The organism is Thermosipho ferrireducens (genome assembly GCF_017358165.1).
In the GTDB taxonomy this organism is placed as follows: domain Bacteria; phylum Thermotogota; class Thermotogae; order Thermotogales; family Fervidobacteriaceae; genus Thermosipho_B; species Thermosipho_B ferrireducens.
Genome location: NZ_CP071446.1, coordinates 499,897 through 518,865, shown reverse-complemented (window position 1 = coordinate 518,865; position 18,969 = coordinate 499,897). Strand labels below are relative to the sequence as shown.

Annotated in this window: 20 protein-coding genes; 12 read left to right on the top strand and 8 right to left on the bottom strand. The window is 34.2% G+C overall.

All coding sequences use genetic code 11. The features are described 5' to 3' along the window. Positions 1-123: 123 nt before the first annotated feature. Positions 124-1,038: an alpha/beta hydrolase family protein gene (locus JYK00_RS02610; RefSeq protein WP_207567154.1), complete on the top strand. Its 915-nt coding sequence runs from the start codon at positions 124-126 to the stop codon at positions 1,036-1,038. Positions 1,039-1,069: 31 nt separating this feature from the next. Here the strand turns inward: JYK00_RS02610 and JYK00_RS02605 are convergent, their stop codons facing one another. Continuing rightward, positions 1,070-1,861 carry an FTR1 family iron permease gene (locus JYK00_RS02605; RefSeq protein WP_207567153.1) on the bottom strand — a complete coding sequence of 264 codons (792 nt, stop codon included), beginning with the start codon at positions 1,859-1,861 and terminating at the stop codon, positions 1,070-1,072. A 226-nt stretch (positions 1,862-2,087) separates the two neighbouring features. On the opposite strand from JYK00_RS02605, the gene pgeF reads away from it, so the two are divergent. Then, the gene (gene pgeF, locus JYK00_RS02600; protein ID WP_207567152.1) at positions 2,088-2,870 is read left to right on the top strand and encodes a peptidoglycan editing factor PgeF; all 783 of its coding nucleotides are present in this window, start codon (positions 2,088-2,090) and stop codon (positions 2,868-2,870) included. Between the two features lie 65 nt (positions 2,871-2,935). On the opposite strand, the gene tsf is transcribed toward pgeF, so the two are convergent. From tsf to JYK00_RS02585, 3 genes are all read right to left on the bottom strand, one after another. After that, a complete protein-coding gene (tsf, locus tag JYK00_RS02595; RefSeq protein WP_207567151.1) occupies positions 2,936-3,529 on the bottom strand; it encodes a translation elongation factor Ts in 594 nt (197 codons plus the stop codon). Positions 3,530-3,624: 95 nt separating this feature from the next. Continuing rightward, positions 3,625-4,344: a PHP domain-containing protein gene (locus tag JYK00_RS02590; RefSeq protein WP_207567150.1), complete on the bottom strand. Its 720-nt coding sequence runs from the start codon at positions 4,342-4,344 to the stop codon at positions 3,625-3,627. Position 4,345: 1 nt separating this feature from the next. Further along, positions 4,346-5,917 (bottom strand): CTP synthase, encoded by a 1,572-nt coding sequence (locus JYK00_RS02585; protein WP_207567149.1) that lies wholly within the window; start codon positions 5,915-5,917, stop codon positions 4,346-4,348. A 532-nt stretch (positions 5,918-6,449) separates the two neighbouring features. Here JYK00_RS02585 and JYK00_RS02580 point away from each other — a divergent pair. From JYK00_RS02580 to JYK00_RS02540, 9 genes are all read left to right on the top strand, one after another. Continuing rightward, positions 6,450-6,686, top strand: coding sequence for a ribbon-helix-helix domain-containing protein (locus JYK00_RS02580; protein WP_207567148.1), 237 nt, complete (start codon positions 6,450-6,452; stop codon positions 6,684-6,686). A 24-nt stretch (positions 6,687-6,710) separates the two neighbouring features. Then, a complete protein-coding gene (gene cysC, locus JYK00_RS02575) occupies positions 6,711-7,313 on the top strand; it encodes an adenylyl-sulfate kinase (RefSeq protein WP_207567147.1) in 603 nt (200 codons plus the stop codon). 1 nt (position 7,314) lies between these two features. Next, positions 7,315-8,124 (top strand): PHP domain-containing protein, encoded by an 810-nt coding sequence (locus tag JYK00_RS02570; RefSeq protein ID WP_207567146.1) that lies wholly within the window; start codon positions 7,315-7,317, stop codon positions 8,122-8,124. Then, positions 8,121-8,324, top strand: coding sequence for a hypothetical protein (locus JYK00_RS02565; protein WP_207567145.1), 204 nt, complete (start codon positions 8,121-8,123; stop codon positions 8,322-8,324). Before JYK00_RS02570 ends, JYK00_RS02565 begins: the two co-directional genes overlap by 4 nt. 1 nt (position 8,325) lies before the next feature. After that, complete coding sequence (locus JYK00_RS02560; RefSeq protein ID WP_207567144.1) at positions 8,326-9,630, top strand: SLC13 family permease; 1,305 nt, start codon at positions 8,326-8,328, stop codon at positions 9,628-9,630. Beyond that, positions 9,627-10,055: a hypothetical protein gene (locus tag JYK00_RS02555; RefSeq protein WP_207567143.1), complete on the top strand. Its 429-nt coding sequence runs from the start codon at positions 9,627-9,629 to the stop codon at positions 10,053-10,055. The genes JYK00_RS02560 and JYK00_RS02555 overlap by 4 nt, the downstream gene beginning before the upstream one ends. 4 nt (positions 10,056-10,059) lie before the next feature. After that, complete coding sequence (gene sat, locus JYK00_RS02550; protein WP_207567142.1) at positions 10,060-11,211, top strand: sulfate adenylyltransferase; 1,152 nt, start codon at positions 10,060-10,062, stop codon at positions 11,209-11,211. A 140-nt stretch (positions 11,212-11,351) separates the two neighbouring features. After that, complete coding sequence (locus JYK00_RS02545) at positions 11,352-12,677, top strand: alkaline phosphatase family protein (RefSeq protein ID WP_207567141.1); 1,326 nt, start codon at positions 11,352-11,354, stop codon at positions 12,675-12,677. Positions 12,678-12,695: 18 nt separating this feature from the next. Next, positions 12,696-14,195 (top strand): flippase, encoded by a 1,500-nt coding sequence (locus JYK00_RS02540; RefSeq protein ID WP_207567140.1) that lies wholly within the window; start codon positions 12,696-12,698, stop codon positions 14,193-14,195. Positions 14,196-14,485: 290 nt separating this feature from the next. Here the strand turns inward: JYK00_RS02540 and JYK00_RS02535 are convergent, their stop codons facing one another. The 4 genes from JYK00_RS02535 to JYK00_RS02520 all read right to left on the bottom strand — a co-directional run bounded on the left by JYK00_RS02535 (position 14,486) and on the right by JYK00_RS02520 (position 18,119). Continuing rightward, positions 14,486-15,223, bottom strand: coding sequence for a class I SAM-dependent methyltransferase (locus JYK00_RS02535; protein WP_207567139.1), 738 nt, complete (start codon positions 15,221-15,223; stop codon positions 14,486-14,488). A gap of 194 nt (positions 15,224-15,417) precedes the next feature. Continuing rightward, on the bottom strand, positions 15,418-16,638 hold the full coding sequence (locus JYK00_RS02530) for a M48 family metallopeptidase (RefSeq protein ID WP_207567138.1): 1,221 nt from the start codon (positions 16,636-16,638) through the stop codon (positions 15,418-15,420). Positions 16,639-16,681: 43 nt separating this feature from the next. Then, a complete protein-coding gene (locus JYK00_RS02525) occupies positions 16,682-17,335 on the bottom strand; it encodes a metallophosphoesterase family protein (protein WP_207567137.1) in 654 nt (217 codons plus the stop codon). A gap of 313 nt (positions 17,336-17,648) precedes the next feature. Next, a complete protein-coding gene (locus JYK00_RS02520; RefSeq protein ID WP_207567136.1) occupies positions 17,649-18,119 on the bottom strand; it encodes an RNase H family protein in 471 nt (156 codons plus the stop codon). Positions 18,120-18,444: 325 nt separating this feature from the next. On the opposite strand from JYK00_RS02520, the gene JYK00_RS02515 reads away from it, so the two are divergent. Beyond that, positions 18,445-18,951, top strand: coding sequence for a flavin reductase family protein (locus JYK00_RS02515; RefSeq protein WP_207567135.1), 507 nt, complete (start codon positions 18,445-18,447; stop codon positions 18,949-18,951). Positions 18,952-18,969 lie beyond the last annotated feature (18 nt).

The following is an 18,969-nucleotide window of genomic DNA, read 5'->3' as shown; positions in this document are numbered from 1 at the left end:
ATTCTTGTTTCTTAAACGTTCGGGTGGGTACATCCCGAACGTTTTTTATTTGCTTAAAAATGTAATATATTATAGTATCTTTCGTGATAAAATATACATAGACCCCCCAAAGGAGGGATAGCGGTGATTTTTGTAAAAGATTACGATGTGACTCCAAAAATTATTGAAAGAACAAATTCAAAAGTGGTGCTTTTTTCGAATTATCCGTGTGATTATAAAGAGTCAGAAAGGCTTTTTCTCTACATATATGAACCTGAGAAATGGAATGGAAAAACGCTTCTTTTTGTTCATGGACTTGGCACGAGAAATTTGAAGTATTTAAAGTGGTTTCCGAAAGAATTTGCTAAATTGGGTTACGTTGCTGCGCTTATGATTTTACCGTATCATTTTGAAAGAACACCAGCTGGTTACAAAAGTGGTCAGTTATTCCTTTCAACAACGGATAATTTTACCCTCAGAGCACGCTTCGAGCATGCAGTAGTTGATACACTTACTTCTTTAAATTATTTAAAAAGCGTTTTTGGGGGCAAATTATATTTGATGGGGTTTAGTTTTGGAGGTATGGTTTCAACAATTGCATCTGCTTTTGATAAAGAAATAAAAGGGTTATCTTTATGCGTTACAGGAGGGAATTTTTATCATATTACATGGAAAAGTTTTATAACGAGAGTTTTAAGAGTTCAGTATGAAAAAAATAAAGAATGTAATCCGCAGAAATGTGCGGATTACCACGATGAGAAATTCTGGAAGTTTATTTCAAAATTAAAAAAACCAGATATAGAAAAAGATACAGCCCCCATAGCCTGTTATGAATATGATCCAATTGTATTTGCAAAATTTGTAAAAGTACCAACAATAATGTTTCGAGCAATTTTTGACGTTTTTATACCAAAAGATGCAACGCTGGAACTTTATGAGAAATTAAACGCAACACATAAAGAAATTTATAAGCTTTTCAGTGGACACCTATCTTCATACATATTTAGAAAACGCATTTTAAGACTTACGGATAATTTTTTCAAAGAGCATAATTTATAGTTCTTAATTCTGTAGTATTGAGTTATAACAATTATTTTTTGGTTTTTAAGTTCATCATTAAAGCGGGAATTAGGTACGTCCAGTATACGATAATTTCTATTAAAGATGGGTTTCCATTGTATCCGAAAAGTCCTTTCAATATTCCACCAAGGAAACCTTTTTCGTTAATAAATCCGTTTATATCGTAAACATGTTCTACGAAAACAGGTATAAATCCCGCTTCTTGAAGCTCATGAACACCGTATGCAATAAGGCCAGCTGCGAAAAATATTAAAAGGGTGTTTGTGAATGTAAAAAAAGTTTTTAAGTTCATTTTCAAAACGCCTTTGAAAAGTAAGTAAGCAAGAACAATAGCAGTTATAATTCCAAGACTTGAAGGAAATAGCGCACCGGTTTCAGAACTTACCATAGCAGATTCTAAAAAGACAACAGTTTCTATACCTTCTCTTAATACTGCAACTGATATAAGTAAAATAAGTTGGAGACCGAGGGTTTTTGAAAATTTTATATCTTCCAGTTTTTGTTTTAATTCTTCTTCGATATTTTTGTTTTTGTTTATCCACAGTATGACAGTAGTTAATAGAAAAGCTCCAAATAGAGTGATGATACCTTCATAAATTTCTTTGTTTCTTTCTTCAAACCCGCTTCCTATTACTTGGAAAAGGAAGGCTCCTAAAATACTTCCAATTATTCCCAGTAAAACACCTATCCAGACGTTTTTACGAAGGTTTAATAGGGAAACTTTATGCAAATATCCAAGGACTATACCAACAATAAGTGCTGCTTCTAAAGTTTCGCGAAATGTTATAAGAAATGCTGACATGATAAAACCTCCTTTGAATTATATACATCTGATATTGAGACTCAATTGCAATAATAATTATAACAGTTTTTTTCTTTTTTTCAAGTGTGATTGTGATAATTTATACAAAGTATGCAGGTATATAGATTAGAAATAAGTACTATTAGGAAAATTTTGAGAAATTTTTCATAATTTTTAATGCTATGATAGAATTTTTAGTAGATAAAAAAGGAATGGGAGGAAGATTTTGAATAAATTCAGAGTTAACCAGCTAAGAGGTATTCGTTATCTTACAATTCCATTGTTTGAACAATTTAGAAATTTGAGACACTTTATAACGATACGTGCAGATGCAAACAAAGAAACATTAGATTTCAATATAAATTCACCAGAAAATTTCGAAAGTGTTATCAGAAGCTATATAAAAGTTTCTGAGGCTTTAGATATTGACTTATCACGGTTGGTAGTTGCAAAGCAAATTCATGGGGATAGAGTAGTGTTTGTGGATGAAAGAGATCTGTCATTAGATTTTTGGAGACGAAAGTTAGAAAACACAGATGCAATGATAACGAATAAGAAGAATATAATTTTGCTAACCTTGTTTGCAGATTGCGTTCCAATAATGGTATATGATCCTGTAAAACACGCTATTGGATTGGCGCATTCTGGATGGAAAGGAACATTGCTTGAAATTGGTGTGAAAACTATAAAAAGTATGGAAAAATATTTTGGATCAAAGCCAGAGAATTTGTGTGTGGTTCTTGGACCTTCAATTGGTCCGGAAAGTTTTGAGGTTGGCATTGATGTAGCAAGAAAATTTCGCACTAAATTTGGAGAAGAAGTTGTGAAAAATAAAGGGAAAAGAATTTTCGTTGATTTATGGAAATCTATTGAATTATCGTTATCTAAAATAGGAGTTAAGAATATAGAGATAACAGGTATAGATACTTATTCTGCAACATCCCTTTTCTTTTCGTATAGAAAAGAAAAAACAAATAAAAGATTTGCTGTTTTTATGGAGTTACTTTAATTTTATTGAAAACAACAAAAAAGCTCCACCAGATTGTAGGTGGAGCTTTTTTGCAAAGAAAATTATTACTCACCAACAGTGTACTTAATAAACCTTGAAACTCTGATATTTTCACCTATCTTTGCAATTGCTTCTTTAATAAGCTCTTCCACAGTTTTTTCTTCGTCAAAAGCAAATTTTTGTTCGTATAAACAATTTTCTTCAAAGAATTTGTTTAACTTACCTTCAATGATTTTTTCAATAACGTGTTCTGGTTTTCCAGAATCTTTAAGTTGATCTTTGTAGATTTCTTTTTCCTTTTCTATAACTTCTTGAGGAACATCTTCGCGTCTTACCCATCTTGGGGACATAGCTGCTATATGCATTGCGATTTTGCTGCCAAGTTCCTGGAATTCATCTGTTCTTGCAACGAAGTCTGTTTCACAGTTGAGCTCAACAAGAACACCGATTTTTTTATTGAAATGCACGTATGAAGCAATTATACCGTCGCCTGTTGCACGAGAAGCTTTTTTTGCAGCTTTTGCGATACCTTTTTTCCTTAAAATTTCAATGGCCTTTTCCATATCACCATTTGCTTCTTCAAGAGCTTTTTTACAATCGAGCATGCCAGCTCCTGTTCTATCTCTTAATTCTTTAACCTGTTTAGCGTTAATAGCCATCTTTTTTCCTTCCTCCTTTTTTAATTTTTCAAATTGTATCTTAATTTTACATAATTTTCTTTAAGATCTTTTCAACTCTGAGTTTCAATTCGACTTTAAATATCTATTTTTATCATATTCCATTCAGAGTTCAATGTACTAACATATTTAAAGCCTATTTCTTTTAACAAATCAAGAGCGGATTTTACGTTTCTTCCTATGTTTTCGATCTTATGCGCATCTGAACCAATTGTTATAAATTCTCCTCCTGAATTTTTGTATATTTTTAATATATCTATGGACGGATTTGGCTCTCCATATTTTAACATACTTTCTGTATTAACTTCAATACCCTTTCCATTTAAAATAATTTCTTTAAATATGTCTTCTATTAAAGGGAACAATTTTTTTGAAAATGCTTCATAATTTTCATGATATCTTCTTGGAAAGTCGAGGTGACCTAAAACGTGGTAGCTATCGAATTTTTTGATTATAGAAAAAAGGTTTTCAAGGTACTTTTTGTATTCTTTCTGGTTTACAGGTGTATCGAAATTATGGTATGACAGTATAACAAAATCAAATTGCTTTAAGTCGATATCTATTTCTTTTTTTCCATCCCAGCCAAATTCCACTCCCACGGGAAGGCAATGTTTTTCCATAGTTTTTCTATATTCGTTAACGTCAAATTTCGTATCATGAAGGCTATTTGATAATTCGTAGTGATCAGTTATTATTATACTCTCAATACCGCGGCTGCGTGCCGTTTTTATAATTTGCTCAACAGAAGCTTTTGAATCTGGTGAAAAATTACTGTGAATGTGATAATCCATGAGCATATTATTTTCCTCCTGCTACTTTAACGAACCAGTTAAAAATGGGATGAGGGTTTCCAACTCTTGTTTTGTATTCGGGATGGTATTGTATTCCAACAAAGAACGGATGGTTTTCCAGTTCTATCGCTTCTACAAAATCTGATTTAGCTGAGATTATAAGTTTGTTTCCAGGTTCTCCAGGTTTTTTAAATAGATTTTTGAATTTTTCAGAGTCAACTTCATATCTATGACGGTGTCTTTCGTAGACGAGATTTTTACCATTGTAAATTCTTTCAAGTAATGTGTTTTTTTCTATTAGCGTTTTTTGAGCGCCAAGGCGCATTGTTCCTCCAAGATGCAATATCTTTTTTTGTTCTTCCATCATGTTCACTATGGGGTGAGGGGTTTCCGGGTCAAATTCTGTAGAGTTTGCTTTTGTTAAACCACCTACATTTCTTGCAAACTCTATAACCATAAGTTGCATTCCAAGACATATTCCAAGAATAGGTTTTTTGTTTTCCCTTGCATATTTTATAGCTTTTATTTTCCCTTCGATTCCTCGTCGACCAAATCCTCCCGGGATAATTAAAGCGTCAAACTGTTCAAGATAATATTTTATTTGCTCATCTGCCATTTCTTCAAGTTCCTGAGCATCTATTACCACAGGTTTTTGAACGCCGGAAAGATATATAGATTCTATTATGCTTTTGTATGCATCATCTGTTCCGAGATATTTACCAACAATTCCGATTTTCAGTGGCTGGAATGATTTTGGATAATTCCAGGAAAACTTGTCGATGATTTTTAATCCAAGTTTTTCTCCTACTAAGTTATGAATACCAAGGGAATGAAGGACATTTGGAACCTCGTAAACGTTTGGAACGTCTGGCAAGTTTATAACCATGTTTCTTGACACTCCACTAAAGAGTGCAACTTTGTAAAGACTATTCGCATCTATTGGAGTTTCAGTCCTGACAACTACAGTATCTGGATGAATCCCTATTCTTCTTAACAGCTGTACTGATTGTTGAGTGGGTTTTGTCTTAAATTCATTGGTTGTCCTTAAATAAGGGACGTAAGTTACGTGAACAAACAAGAAATTTTCTCTTCCCACTTCAAAAGCTAATTCTCGGACAGCTTCCAGGAAAACTTCTCCCTCTATATCACCTACTGTGCCACCTATTTCAATAACAAGAACTTCTCCCTTCATGGAGGTTATACGCTCTTTAATTTCTGAAGTAACATGTGGAACAATTTGGACGGTGGAGCCTAAATACTTGCCTTCGCGTTCGCGCTGGATAACGGAAGAATATATCTGGCCAGCAGTTATGTTGTTGCGACGTGAGACGTTAATTCCAAGAAATCTTTCATAATGTCCAAGGTCAAGATCAGCTTCATACCCATCTTCGGTGACAAAAACTTCACCGTGTTGATTTGGGTTCATTGTGCCTGCATCTACGTTTAAATATGGGTCTATTTTTAAAATGTTTACATCTATTCCACTGTCTTTTAAAAGGCGCGCTAAAGAGGCTGAAAAGATTCCTTTACCAATTCCGCTTAACACACCACCTGTTACCACTACAAATTTTTGAGGCATTTTTCTCCCTCCCAAGGATTACTAAGGATATTTTACTATCTCTATTTATAATTCATGTTGCTTTAAAGTTAAATAAATAATAAGTTCGTTATTATTGGCGAGATTGGCGAGGTTAGCAAGATTAGCAAGAGTTAGCGAGAGTTAGTAAAAAAATAAGATCCCTCGTCATTACATTCCTCGGGATGACATCCCCTTCGTCGCTGACGCTTCTCAGGATGACTTCCTTTTTTGTCATTCCGAGGAGCGGGAAGGCGAGAAATCCACCTCCTTTGTCATTCCGAGGAGCGTATGCGACGAGGAATCTTATAATTAGCGAGGTTGGCGAGAGTTAGCGAGATTGGCGAGGCCTGTCCTGAGGAGGGAAACGACGAAGGATCTTGCGAGAATTAGTAAAAAAATAAAAAGCAAAAGAGTTGGGGCTCATTGCCTGGCAAAAATGGAGGGATTTTTAAATTACCTGTACGTGAAATTATGGTATAATGTACTACGATAAGAGTCTTATAAGAGTACAATAAGAGTGCAGGTGATTGATTTGAGAGAAAAGGTTACTATCAAAATTCCAAAACTTTTGTATGAAAGAATAAAAAAAATAATTGAAGACACGAGCTACGGTAGTGTTACTGAGTTCATTGTAGATGTACTACGAGATTTAGTAACGCTTGATGTAGAGCAGCATGAAAAAACAGATGAACTTGGTTTTGAAAAACTCACAAAAGAAGAAATAATAGCTTTGAAAAAAAGATTAAAAGATCTTGGGTATTTTGATTAGAAATCAAGGAGGTGTGTTTTAAAGGTGGAACCAAAATCCAAACATATTTACTGGCATGAAGGAAAGGTATCTAAAGAAGAAAGGGAAAAGCTTTTAAAACAAAAGGGAGTTTTACTCTGGTTTACAGGGCTTTCCGGTTCTGGAAAATCTACTATTGCTCGAGAAGTTGAGTGGAGACTTCATGATATGGGAAAGCTGGCATATGTTTTAGATGGCGATAATATAAGACATGGGCTTAACAGTGATCTTGGCTTTTCTCCTGAAGATAGAAAGGAAAATATTCGAAGAATAGGAGAAGTTGCAAAATTATTCGTTGATGCTGGAGTTATTACAATGACTGCTTTTATTTCTCCATATAAAGTTGATAGGGAAAGAGCGCGGAAGCTATTAAAAGATGGAGAGTTTATTGAAATATTTGTAAAATGCCCAATAGAGGTTCTTATTGAAAGAGACCCAAAAGGGTTGTATAAAAAGGCACTTTCTGGAGAAATAAAAGAATTTACAGGAATCAGCGCACCTTATGAGGAACCTGAAAATCCTGAAATATTGATAGAAACAGATAAAGAAAGTCTGGAAGAGTCAGTGGAAAAAGTGATGAATTATCTTAAAGAAAAGGGGATAATATAGCGTGTTTGTAGATATGCATGTGCATACTACAGTCTCAGATGGGACATACTCTCCTGAAGAAATCGTTGAACTTGCTCTGGAGAAACAGATCGAGTTTTTGTCTATAACAGATCATGACACTATTGACGGTGTAAAAAATGTAAATGTAAGAAATTTAAAGTTTGTTCCCGGTGTAGAAATAAGCGCGGAATTTCCAGGGACACTTCATATTCTTGGCTATAATGTTGATCCAGATAATGAACAATTGAACAGGGTATTAAGACAGCTTCAACAATATAGGTCAAAAAGAAACGAATTAATGGTGGAGAAGATGAACAAATATGGTTTTGATATAACAATGGATGAACTGAGGGAGATAGCAGGGGAAGATCTTATAGGGAGGCCTCACTTTGCTCAGCTTTTTTTAAAAAAAGGTTATGTAACATCTTACCAGGAAGCGTTTGACAAATATCTAAAAAAAGGTGCGTTGTTTTACATAGATAAAAAGCGATTGAATCCAGACAAAGCAATAGAGCTAATTGTACAGGCTGGTGGGGTAGCTGTACTTGCTCATCCGTATCAAACTCACCTTGATGATGAGGAACTGGAAAATTTATTAAAAAAGCTAATTTCTTATGGTCTTAGAGGCATTGAGGTGTATTATTCAGAGCATTCACAAAAACAGATTGAGCAATATAAAAATCTTGCAAAGAGATTTGATCTTTTAATAACAGCAGGAAGTGATTTTCATGGCAACAATAAAGATATACAACTTGGAATGGAAGTACCTTTGGAAGATATCAATCCATTTTTTGAGGAGGTGGGTATATGAAACAGGTGAACATTCCTGACGAACTTTACAAAAAAATAGAAGAGAATCTTGAGGAATTTGGCTTTAATAGTGTCGATGAATACGTAGTTTTTGTTCTTGAAGAAGTATTGAAAAGCGATGAACAGGAAGAACAGGTTTTCAGCGAAGAAGAGGAAGAAATAATAAAAAAGAGGCTGAGGGACTTAGGGTATTTAGATTAATATGAAACGAAAGATAATATTTGGAATTTCTCTGATCGTTTTTTTACTTCCCTATTTCCTATCACCTCCAGCTGGTTTGACTATTCAGGGCTTTAAAGCCCTGAGTGTTTTTGCTATCAGTCTCTTCTGGTGGATAACAAATGTTGTCCCTTTGATGATAACAAGTCTTTTTGCCATTGTTGCTTTTCCATTAATGGGCCTTGCAAGTTCTAAAGAAGTTTATAGTTATTTTGGCAATACTGCTGTATTTTTTCTTATTGGGTCATTTATACTGGCGTCGGCTTTTAAACGCTCAGGACTGAGCAAAAAGATAGCTTTTTCAATGATAAAACTTTCGAAAAGTTCTAAAGCTCTGGTATTATTTGTTCAGTATACAGCTATGTTTCTTTCCTTTCTTATGTCCGGCCATGCGGTTGTGGCAATATTGATACCTATCGTTCTGGAGGTAAGAAGCAGTGAAAAACTTCTAAAACCGCTTATTTTTTCTGTAATGTGGGGAGCAATAATTGGGAGTAATGCGACGTTACTTGGAGGGGCAAGAGGGCCTCTTGCTATTGCTCTTTTACAGGCGTGGAACGGACAAAGTATTTCATTTTCAAAATGGAGTATCGCTTCTTTGCCAATTGTTGTTACAACCTCCATAGCATCAAGTATTTTACTTTTTAAAATAACACCTTATGAAAAGTTGGAAATTCACGTGGAAGAAATCTCTACTACAAAACGACAAATTCAGGTTGGAATGATTATGGCAGCTTCGATATTTTTTTGGTTTTCATATGGCGAAAAATTTGGGATAGCTAATATATCACTTGCTGCGGTTATAATTTTGTTTATGTTGAAGCTAATTAAATGGAAAGAAGTGGAAGAGGATGTGAATTGGGGAATTATATTAATGTATGGTGGGGCTATAGTGCTGGGAAAGATGCTCCAGCAAACAGGAGTTGCTTCATGGTTTGTAGAGTATATAAAAAATATGCCGGGAGGTTTATTTCTTGTACTTCTCAGCATAAGTGCTTTGGTATTGACAGAAACGATGAGCAATTCAGCGGTTGTTGTAATGCTTATGCAGATAGCACTTCCTGCCGCTACTCGTATGGGTATAGACCCACGTCTTGCAACACTTGCTGTTACGATTCCCGCAGGATTTGCATTCATGCTGCCAATGAGTTCGCCATCGGTGGCAATAGCGCTTTCAACGGGGCGGATAGACTTACGCGATACCATAAAATATGGGATTTTATTGGAAGTAGTTGCTGTAGTTTCTATAATACTTTTTGGCACAGTAGTCTGGAAGGTGATAATATGACGCTTCTTGTTCCAATAGATTTCAAAGAAAACAAAAAAGTGCTTTTAAAGGTAGCTAAAAAGGAAAGCGAAGTTTTTTTACTTGAGATAATAGATGAGCAAATAGTGGAACTTGCTGCAGAAATTGCTGTGGAAAAAGGATGGCTTGGGGATAAAACAATAGAGGAAATAGCAAATTTTTTAAAAAAGCAATATGAACAAATGGCGGATAAATTTGTAAATGATGCGGAAAAATTTTTGAAAGAAAAAGGGATAAATGTTAGATCAAAAAAAGTAAAAGGCAAATTTATAAATGTGCTTGATGATATCAAAGGAGATAAATACATTTTTGTTTACAAAAGAGGTTACAATCCTTACTGGCAAATATTAAAGCCGGTTATATACACCTGGTGTAAAGATAAAAAATGCGAAATAAAAGGAGGGTAAAGAAATGATAGAACCACATGGAGGAAAACTTGTAAACAGAATAGCAACAGGAGAAAAGCGCGAAGAACTTCTGAAAAGAGTCAAAGAAATGAAAAAGTTGCAGGTATCCTACTGGGACGTATCTGAACTTGAGAATATTGCCACAGGTCTTTTTAGTCCTCTTGAAGGATTTATGACAAAAGCAGATTATGATAACGTTCTTGAAAATATGCGTCTAAGCAATGGAATAGTATGGTCTATACCTATTGTGCTTTCGGTAGATAAAGATATAGCAAATCAATTTAAAGAAGGAGAAGATATAGCAATATATTACGAGGGAGAAATATATGCTGTACTTCACCTCGAAGAGAGGTTTGAAAGAAGAAAGAAAGAAGAAGCAAAAAAGGTTTATAAAACAGATGAAGATGCACATCCAGGTGTTGCGTTTTTATACAGCCAGGGAGATGTAGCACTTGGAGGAAAGATAACACTTCTCAACAGGATAAAACATGAAAAGTTTAATGAATACAGATATGATCCAGTGCAAACCAGAAAAATTTTTGAAGAAAAAGGCTGGAAAACAATTGTTGCATTTCAGACACGAAATCCCATTCACAGAGCTCACGAATATCTTCAGAAAACAGCACTTGAAATGGTAGATGGATTGTTTATTAACCCTCTTGTTGGAAAAACAAAAAAAGGAGATATTCCTGCGGAAGTGAGAATGCATTCATATGAAGTAATCCTTGAGCATTATTACCCAAAAAGCAGGGTATTTTTGGGAGTTTTCCCTGTTAACATGAGGTATGCAGGTCCAAGAGAAGCGATATTTCATGCAATATGCAGGAAAAATTATGGATGTACCCACTTTATTGTTGGAAGAGATCATGCAGGTGTTGGTAATTATTATGGAACGTATGAAGCTCAGGAAATATTTGATCAATTTAAACCAGAAGAGATAGGAATAGTACCGTTGAAATTTGAACACGCTTTTTATTGTAAAAAATGCGGTAATATGGCAACGAGTAAAACCTGTCCACACGATAAAGAAAATCATGTATTCCTGAGCGGTACAAAGGTAAGAGAAATGTTATCAAATGGTGAAATGCCCCCTGCAGAGTTTACAAGACCGGAAGTGGCAAGGCTTCTTATGGAATTTTATCAGGGGGAGAAGTGAGAAAATAGCGAGTGTTGGCGAGAGTTAGTAAAAAATAAGATCCTTCGCCTTCCCGCTTCTCAGGATGACATCCCCCTCACATTTGTTCGGAATGACAAAAAGGATTATTGAAAAATTGGTGTGAAAAGGAGGCTTTGAACATGTCAAAAAAAGTAGCTGTTATAGGACTGGATTGTGCTGATCCCGTATTAATGTTTGAAGAATTCTGGGATGAGCTTTACAATATACAAAAAATAGCAAAAAGTTACGGACCTTTAAGATCAACGATTCCTCCAATAACTGTACCTGCCTGGATGTCAATGGTTACGTCAAAAGATCCAGGGGAACTTGGAATATATGGTTTCAGGAATCGCAAAGATTACTCGTACGATTCTGTTACATTTGCAAATTCGAGGATGATAAAAGATGAAACAATCTGGGATACCCTTTCAAAGAAAGGTTATAAAAGTATAGTATTAAGTGTTCCACTTACATACCCTCCAAAAAAGCTTAACGGAAATCTCGTAACAAGTTTTCTTACACCGGGTACCGATGTGGATTTTACTTATCCAAAAGAATTGAAAAAAGAAATAAAAAATTGGGTTGGGGAATATATGTTTGATGTTGAAAATTTTAGAACTAACGACAAGGATAGACTTTTAAAAGATATATACAAGATGACAGAAAAACGATTTGAGGTAGCAAAGCATCTTGTAACAGAAAAAGAATGGGATTTCTTTATGATGGTTGAGATAGGTGTGGATAGAATGCATCATGCATTTTGGGCACATCATGATAGCACCCACTTTAAACATGATCCAGATAGCCCATACAAAAGTGCTATAAGAGATTATTATAAATATATTGACAAAAAAATAGGGGAATTAGTGTCACTCTTCCCCGATGACACTGTTATAATAATTACTTCAGATCACGGGATTCAAAAAATGGATGGAGGAATAGCAATTAATGATTGGCTCATTGAAAAAGGCTATCTTGTCCTTAAAGAAAGGCCTGAGAAACCAACCAGAATAGGGAAACTTATATCTGATGGAATGATAGATTGGTCTAAGACAAAAGCCTGGGGAATGGGAGGATATTACGGTAGGTTGTTTATTAACGTTGAAGGAAGAGAACCAAATGGTATAGTAAAGAAAGAGGAATATGAAAGTTTTAGAGATCAGCTGATAAAAGAACTGGAAAATATCACAGATGAACAGGGGAATAATATAGGAACCAGAGTGTTTAAGCCTGAAGAAGTTTATAAAGAAGTAAGAAACATTGCCCCTGATTTGATAATATATTTTGGTAATTTAAAGTGGCGTTCAATGGGAACAGTTGGAAATGAAAGTATCTGGCTTCATGAGAATGATACAGGGCCAGATGATGCCAATCACGCAGTAGATGGGATTGTAATTTCTTCAGAAGGTGATGTGCCAGGAGAAATATATGATATAAGAAACTTTGTGTTAAATTATTTTTTGTAAAATTCGGAGGTGCAGTGTTTGACCGAAAAATACAATAGGTATGTAAAGACTGTTACAAAACAAGCGGGATTAGTGTTTAGTAGTAGAGTTTTAGGCTTTATTTTTGGTTTTGCCCTGCAAACACTGTTTGCGAGGCTTCTTGGTGCTGACAAATATGGGCTATATTCTCTTGGTCTTACAGTTGCAAATGTTGGAGTAATGGTGGCCGTTTTTGGTATGGGCTCAGGTCAGACCAGGTTTCTTGGGGAATACCTTGGAAAAAATAATATTTCAAATGCGAAAGGTGTAATATTTGCGTCTTTTCAAATTACAGGTATATTGTCCATAATACTTTCAATTGCTCTGGTTATATTTAGAAGATTTGTAGCAATCAATATATTTCACGATGAAAGACTTATATCTATTTTGCCGTGGTTTTCTGTAATCTTATTGTTTTATTCTTTTTTAAATCTTTTTTCAGGCACTTTTCAAGGGTTAAAAAGACCTTCTGTCTTTTTCTTTTATAAAGAAGTTGTTGAAAGGATAATAAGAATAGGTTTTTTCCTGATATTTTACTTTTTAGGGTATAAACTTGCAGGTGCTATAGCTTCAACTGTAATTTCAACGATAGTAATATTGGTTCTTTTATTTCTGAGTTTTAAAAAATACGCACCATTTTTGTTTAATCGTGAAATAAAGCCTCGTGTTGAAAGAAAGAAACTTTTGAAATATTCTTCAAACATGTTATTTGTAAGTTTTACGTATTTTCTTATGGGTCAGGTGAATAAATTAATTCTGGGAATGTATTTAAATTCAAAAAGCGTTGGATTATATACTGTGTCTGATACTGTCGCTCAATTAACCGTATTTTTCCTTATGGCTTTTAATTCGATATTTTCCTCTATGATTTCTGAGCTTTATCATACAGGAGATAAGAAAACACTTTCGAAATTATATTCTGATATAACAAGATGGATTATATCTTTAACGCTTCCCATAACTATCTGGATAATAATATATTCTGAGAGTATTCTGAAGATATTTGGAAAAGAATTTTCAGGAGCAAAATATGTGCTCATATTTCTTGCGCTTGGTCAGTTTGTAAATGCTGCGGTAGGTTCCAATGGGTTAATGCTTTCAATGACAAAATATCAGCGATACGAGATGATAAACGGTGTTTTTATTGCGAGTTTGAACATAGGATTGAATATATGGCTGGTTCCAAAGTATGGAATAATAGGTTCTGCGATAGGTGGAATGGTTGCAATTTCGACAGTTAATATAGTTAAGTCAATAGAAGTTTATATTGCACTTAAAATGCTGCCCTACAACTTGAAATATATAAAACCAGCGATTGCTGGGTTTATAACAACGTTTGTTGTGCTTATATTGAGATATTTTATAACGAGTTTAGTAGGGACGCTATTGGTTCCTGGTATAGCTTTTGTAACAATGCTTGGAGTTTTAACGTTGCTTGGCTTATATCCCGAGGATAAAGAGATAGTGAAAACTGTACTGAAAAAGTTTTTTTCAAAATAAACGTTGAAATAGCGAGATTGGCATCCCCTCCTGTGTCATTCCGAGGAGCGGAAGCGACGAGGAATCTTACCCCACTCATGTCATTCCGAACCCGAAGGGTGAAGAATTTTGTATTTGGCAAGGGTTAGGGGAAACAAGATCCCTCGCATACGCTCGGGATGACAAAAAACAGCGAGGTTGGTATCCCCGAAATGTGTCATTCCGAGGAGCGTAGCGACGAGGAATCTTGTAATTGGCGAGGTTAGTAGAAAAACAATTTAAACGTGCAATTTGAATCATAAAATGTATTGTTATTGTTTCTCAGCTATTATTATGATTCTTGGAGAAGTGGCTGTGAATTTTTCTTTTTCCCAGTTTCCATAAACTTCCAGTAATTTAAAACCTGCGCTTAAAAGTAACTCATTTATTTCAGTTAGATTGTAAATTCGTATTTCATATGTAAATTCTCGTTTTTGATTATCCCGGATTATTAATCGTCTCACCTTTAATCGGCCATTTAAAGGATTAAATTTTGGAAAGTCTATCATTAAGTCATTATCTACTTCAAGAACAGATTCTTTAAAAAGAGTTGCTCTTGAGTCTCTGTTTGGTATATCAAAAAGAAGTTTTCCGCCGTGTTTAAGAGTTCGATGGACGTTTTTCAAGATAGTTTTATTTTCTTCATCGCTAAAATATCCAAAGGAAGTGAAAAGAAGAAGTGCTATATCAAAATCTTCCTTAAAGTTGAGATTTCTCATATCTTTTTTAAGGAAAGAGACATTTGTTTTTTGTCTTTTTGCTTCTTTTCTGGCAATGGCTAAAAAATCTTCCATTATATCAACTCCTGTTACGTCAAAGCCCCTTTTTGAAAGTTCAATAGAATGTCTCCCATGTCCGCATGCTATGTCTATAATTTTTTGTGAAGGTTTTGGGGCTAATAAAGAAATAATATTGTCAACTTCTTTTTTGGTGCGTTCTTCTGTGAGAAATTTGGAATAAAAATGCATATAATCGTCAACCTTGAAAACGTCTGATATGTTGAATCCCATGGTGTCCCTCCTAACTTTTACATTCGGAAGTTTCTTTACTTTCTTGCTTTTTGAAATTGCTAACCTCACTAACTCTCGCTAACCCTCGCCAATTACAAGATTCCTCACCCTTCGGGTTCGGAATGACATGAGTGGGGGTAAGATTCCTCGCCTTCACGCTCCTCGGAATGACATGGGAGGGGATGCCCCTCTCACTAATCTTGCCTGAGTTTTTTTAATCGTTCTTCTGGAGAAGGATGACTATAGTACCAGATTTTATAAATTGGCAAGGGTGTTACGTTAAGCAGATTTTCTTTTACAAGTCTTTTTAGAGCAGAAATTAAGTGTTCTGGAGTACCAAGCAGCTTAGCTGAAAAGCTATCTGCATCGTATTCAAACTTTCTTTGGAAATAGTTGATTATAGGAGTTGCAAAGTATAAAATAGATGCTATAAAAAGAAACGCGTATGTGAATGTAGCGTACACACTGTTTACACCGAATATGTTGTTGTTTTGCAAAAAATTGTAGACTAAATTTGTGAGATAAAACATGAAAGTATAAAAAATTGAAAAGGAAATTAACAGTTTGGGTATATGTTTTTTGACATTGTGACCTAATTCATGAGCTATTACTGCAAGAATTTCTTCAGGTGAATAATTCAGGATAGTATCGAACAGTACTAATCGTCGCGATTTTCCTATTCCTGTCAGATAAGCGTCTTGTTTTCTGGTTCTTTTTGATGCGTCCATAATGAATATTTTTGAAACTTTAAAATTTGCTTTTTCCAATAGTTTGTTTATCTTTTTTCTCAGATTTTCATCATCAAGCGGTGTGAATTTATTAAAAAGTGGAGCAAAAAATATGGGATATGCCCACGAAATAAATAATTGAAACGCTATGAAAGCCAGAGAAACTTTCCACCACCAGTTCTGTTCCAGGTTTAAGAACCAGATTAGCAAGGAAATAAGAGGAGCGAAGAAAATAATTGTAATAATAATATTTCTAATTATATCTAAAACAAAAGTTTTTCCGCTCATTGTATTGAAGCCGTATTTATTTTCTATAACAAATATTGAATACGCTTTTATTGGAAGAGTTATTAAGGAATGAATTATCCAGTATATACCAAAAAACAATAAAGATTGAAGAATTAGAGAATCTGTGAGATTTGAAACGAATTTTTCAAAATAAGGAAATCCCCATATTATAAACCATAGGTTGATGAAAAGATTAATGTATATTTTTATTATTTTTACTCTGGTTGTATCTTTAAGATATTTTTTAGATTTTTCAAAATCTTCAGGAGAAATTTTGTCAGACAGTATATCTGGAATTTTAGAAACTTTTGTTGAATAGAATACATTCCACACATTCAATACGGAGTCCCATAGATATTCTAAAATTATGACAAATAAAAATAAATAATAAAAAGACATGCAAAAGCACCTCCAACAAGTAGTATTTGTTTTCTTAAAAAGTTTATAATTCGTAAGTTTCTACGTTTAAATTTTCATCTATTTCAATAATATAAAATTTGAGAAAAGTTTCAAAAGCGCAGTTTATAAATGTTACATCGTTTATTTTAATGTCTCCGAAAGATTCGTGGATGTGACCGAAGCAGTGTACAAGCGGGTTTTCTTTGAACACAAAATCCCTGATAGCTTTGCTGCCAAAGTTTCTCCGCCGTGCCTCATCGAGTATCTTAAATGGTGGGGCGTGTGTGATAAATATGAAGGGCTTTTTGACGGTCAATTTTTGAAGTTGTTCTTCAATAAGGTCATCTGAGAGCTCCCTCCAGGTATTAAATGGAGTTAAAGGGACTTTGTCATAAGATATAATAGAAATACCATTTTCAATCTCGAGGGGGTCATTCAAAAGTCTTTTTCCTTCATAATGAATTTTATCATCGTTACCTAAAATGAAATAACCATTTATTTCTTCTGCTAATGGTAGAAAAATATTGTAAAACCATTCCTGCTGAACTTCCTTTAAAGACTTATCTTCGTCAACAAATTTTGGAAGAAGGTCTCCACAAAATATAAAATAGTCAAAACAATTTTTAATAGCTCTTAACTTTTTTACAGCAAGCTCAGAGCCGTGAATATCTGATGTTAAAAGTATTTTTATCTTCATTTTTTAATCCCCCCACCTTTTACTTTAGATATGTTAATAATTATAACAAAACAATTGGAATAAGCAAAGGATTGGCGAGGGATAGTAAAAAGACAAGATTCCTCACATACGTTCGGAATGACAATAAGGAATAAGATCCCTCGTCACTTTGTTCCTCGGGATGACAGGGAAAGAGGTTGTCATTCCGAACCCGAAGGGTGAGGAATCTTGTATTTAGCGAGGTTGGTAAAAAAGATCCTTCGTCGCTAGCGCTCCTCAGGATGACATCCCCCTCGTCATTGCATTCCTCGGGATGACATCCCCATCGCTTTGCTTATTTATTACTATTTTTTACCAAATTGTCGTTTTTCATCAATTTTGGAATGATGTTTTTTTCAATATACTCTTGCATATGCTCCCGGGATAATTTATCAACAAGATTGTTATACTTATCATCTTTATGAGCCGTTACTTTTTTGAATGATATGTTTGTGTCTTCTCGCATTTTTGATAGAGTTTTTATATAAGCGTTTATGATAGGATTTTTTGTTCTCCTGTATTTTGAAGCAAACATAGGGAGTTCGTTATAGTCATGGTAAATTACGACATTCTTTATATTATTTTTTGCGCAATATTTTAATGCCTCGATTGTTCCTATTATTTCAGAAATAACTGAGTTCCCTTTTTTTAAATATCTGGCTCCTTTTTTGATTTTTAATATGTTCTCTTCATCATCTACCAGGCAAAAAGCGTAACTTGCTACTTTAAATAAATCAGAATAAGAGCCATCAACATATAACTTCATAAAATCCCCCCATTCTTATTTCGATGTTTATGTATATTTAATTAACCTGAGTTTTCTTTATGTATAAAATATTATAACAAAGAATTAGCCTCTTTTTTAAATAAACTATGAAAAAATTAAAACTATACATTGTAGATTTTTAAAGATTACAGGAAGATAAAGAGTTACATTTATATATACGAAAAGTACAAAATGGTTTTGACAAAATTTTTGGGACTTGAGAGAAAGTAAGTGAAAAATGCTTTGGTTTTAAAGTTACTAAAATGATAAAATATAATGTTAAGTCACTAACACAAATATAGTTATATAAGGAGGGGGAATGTATATGAATGAAAAAGCGCTTTATAAAATTTTTTATGGAATGTATATAGTATCTTCTTTTGATGGAGAAAAATTAAATGGACAAATTGCAAACACTGTTTTTCAGCTGACAGCAGAGCCACCTTTGCTTGGCGTAAGTATTAATAAAGAGAATCTCACGCACATGCTTATAGAAAAAAGTGGAATTTTTACTGTTTCAGTTTTAGCTAAAGAAGCTCCCATGAAATTCATAGGGTTATTTGGGTTTAGATCAGGTCGTGATATAGATAAATTTAAAGAAGTTAGTTATAAAATTGGTTTAACGGGCGCTCCAATAGTGCTTGATAATACCGTAGCTTACATGGAAGCTAAAGTAGTTAATAAAGTTGATTGTGGAACACACACGATTTTTATAGGTGAAGTAACAGAAGCCGATATTTTGGCTGATAAAGATCCAATGACTTATGCTTATTACAGAGAAGTGAAAAACGGGAAATCCCCAAAAACTGCTCCTACGTATATGAAAGATTAGCAAGATTAGCAAGGTTAG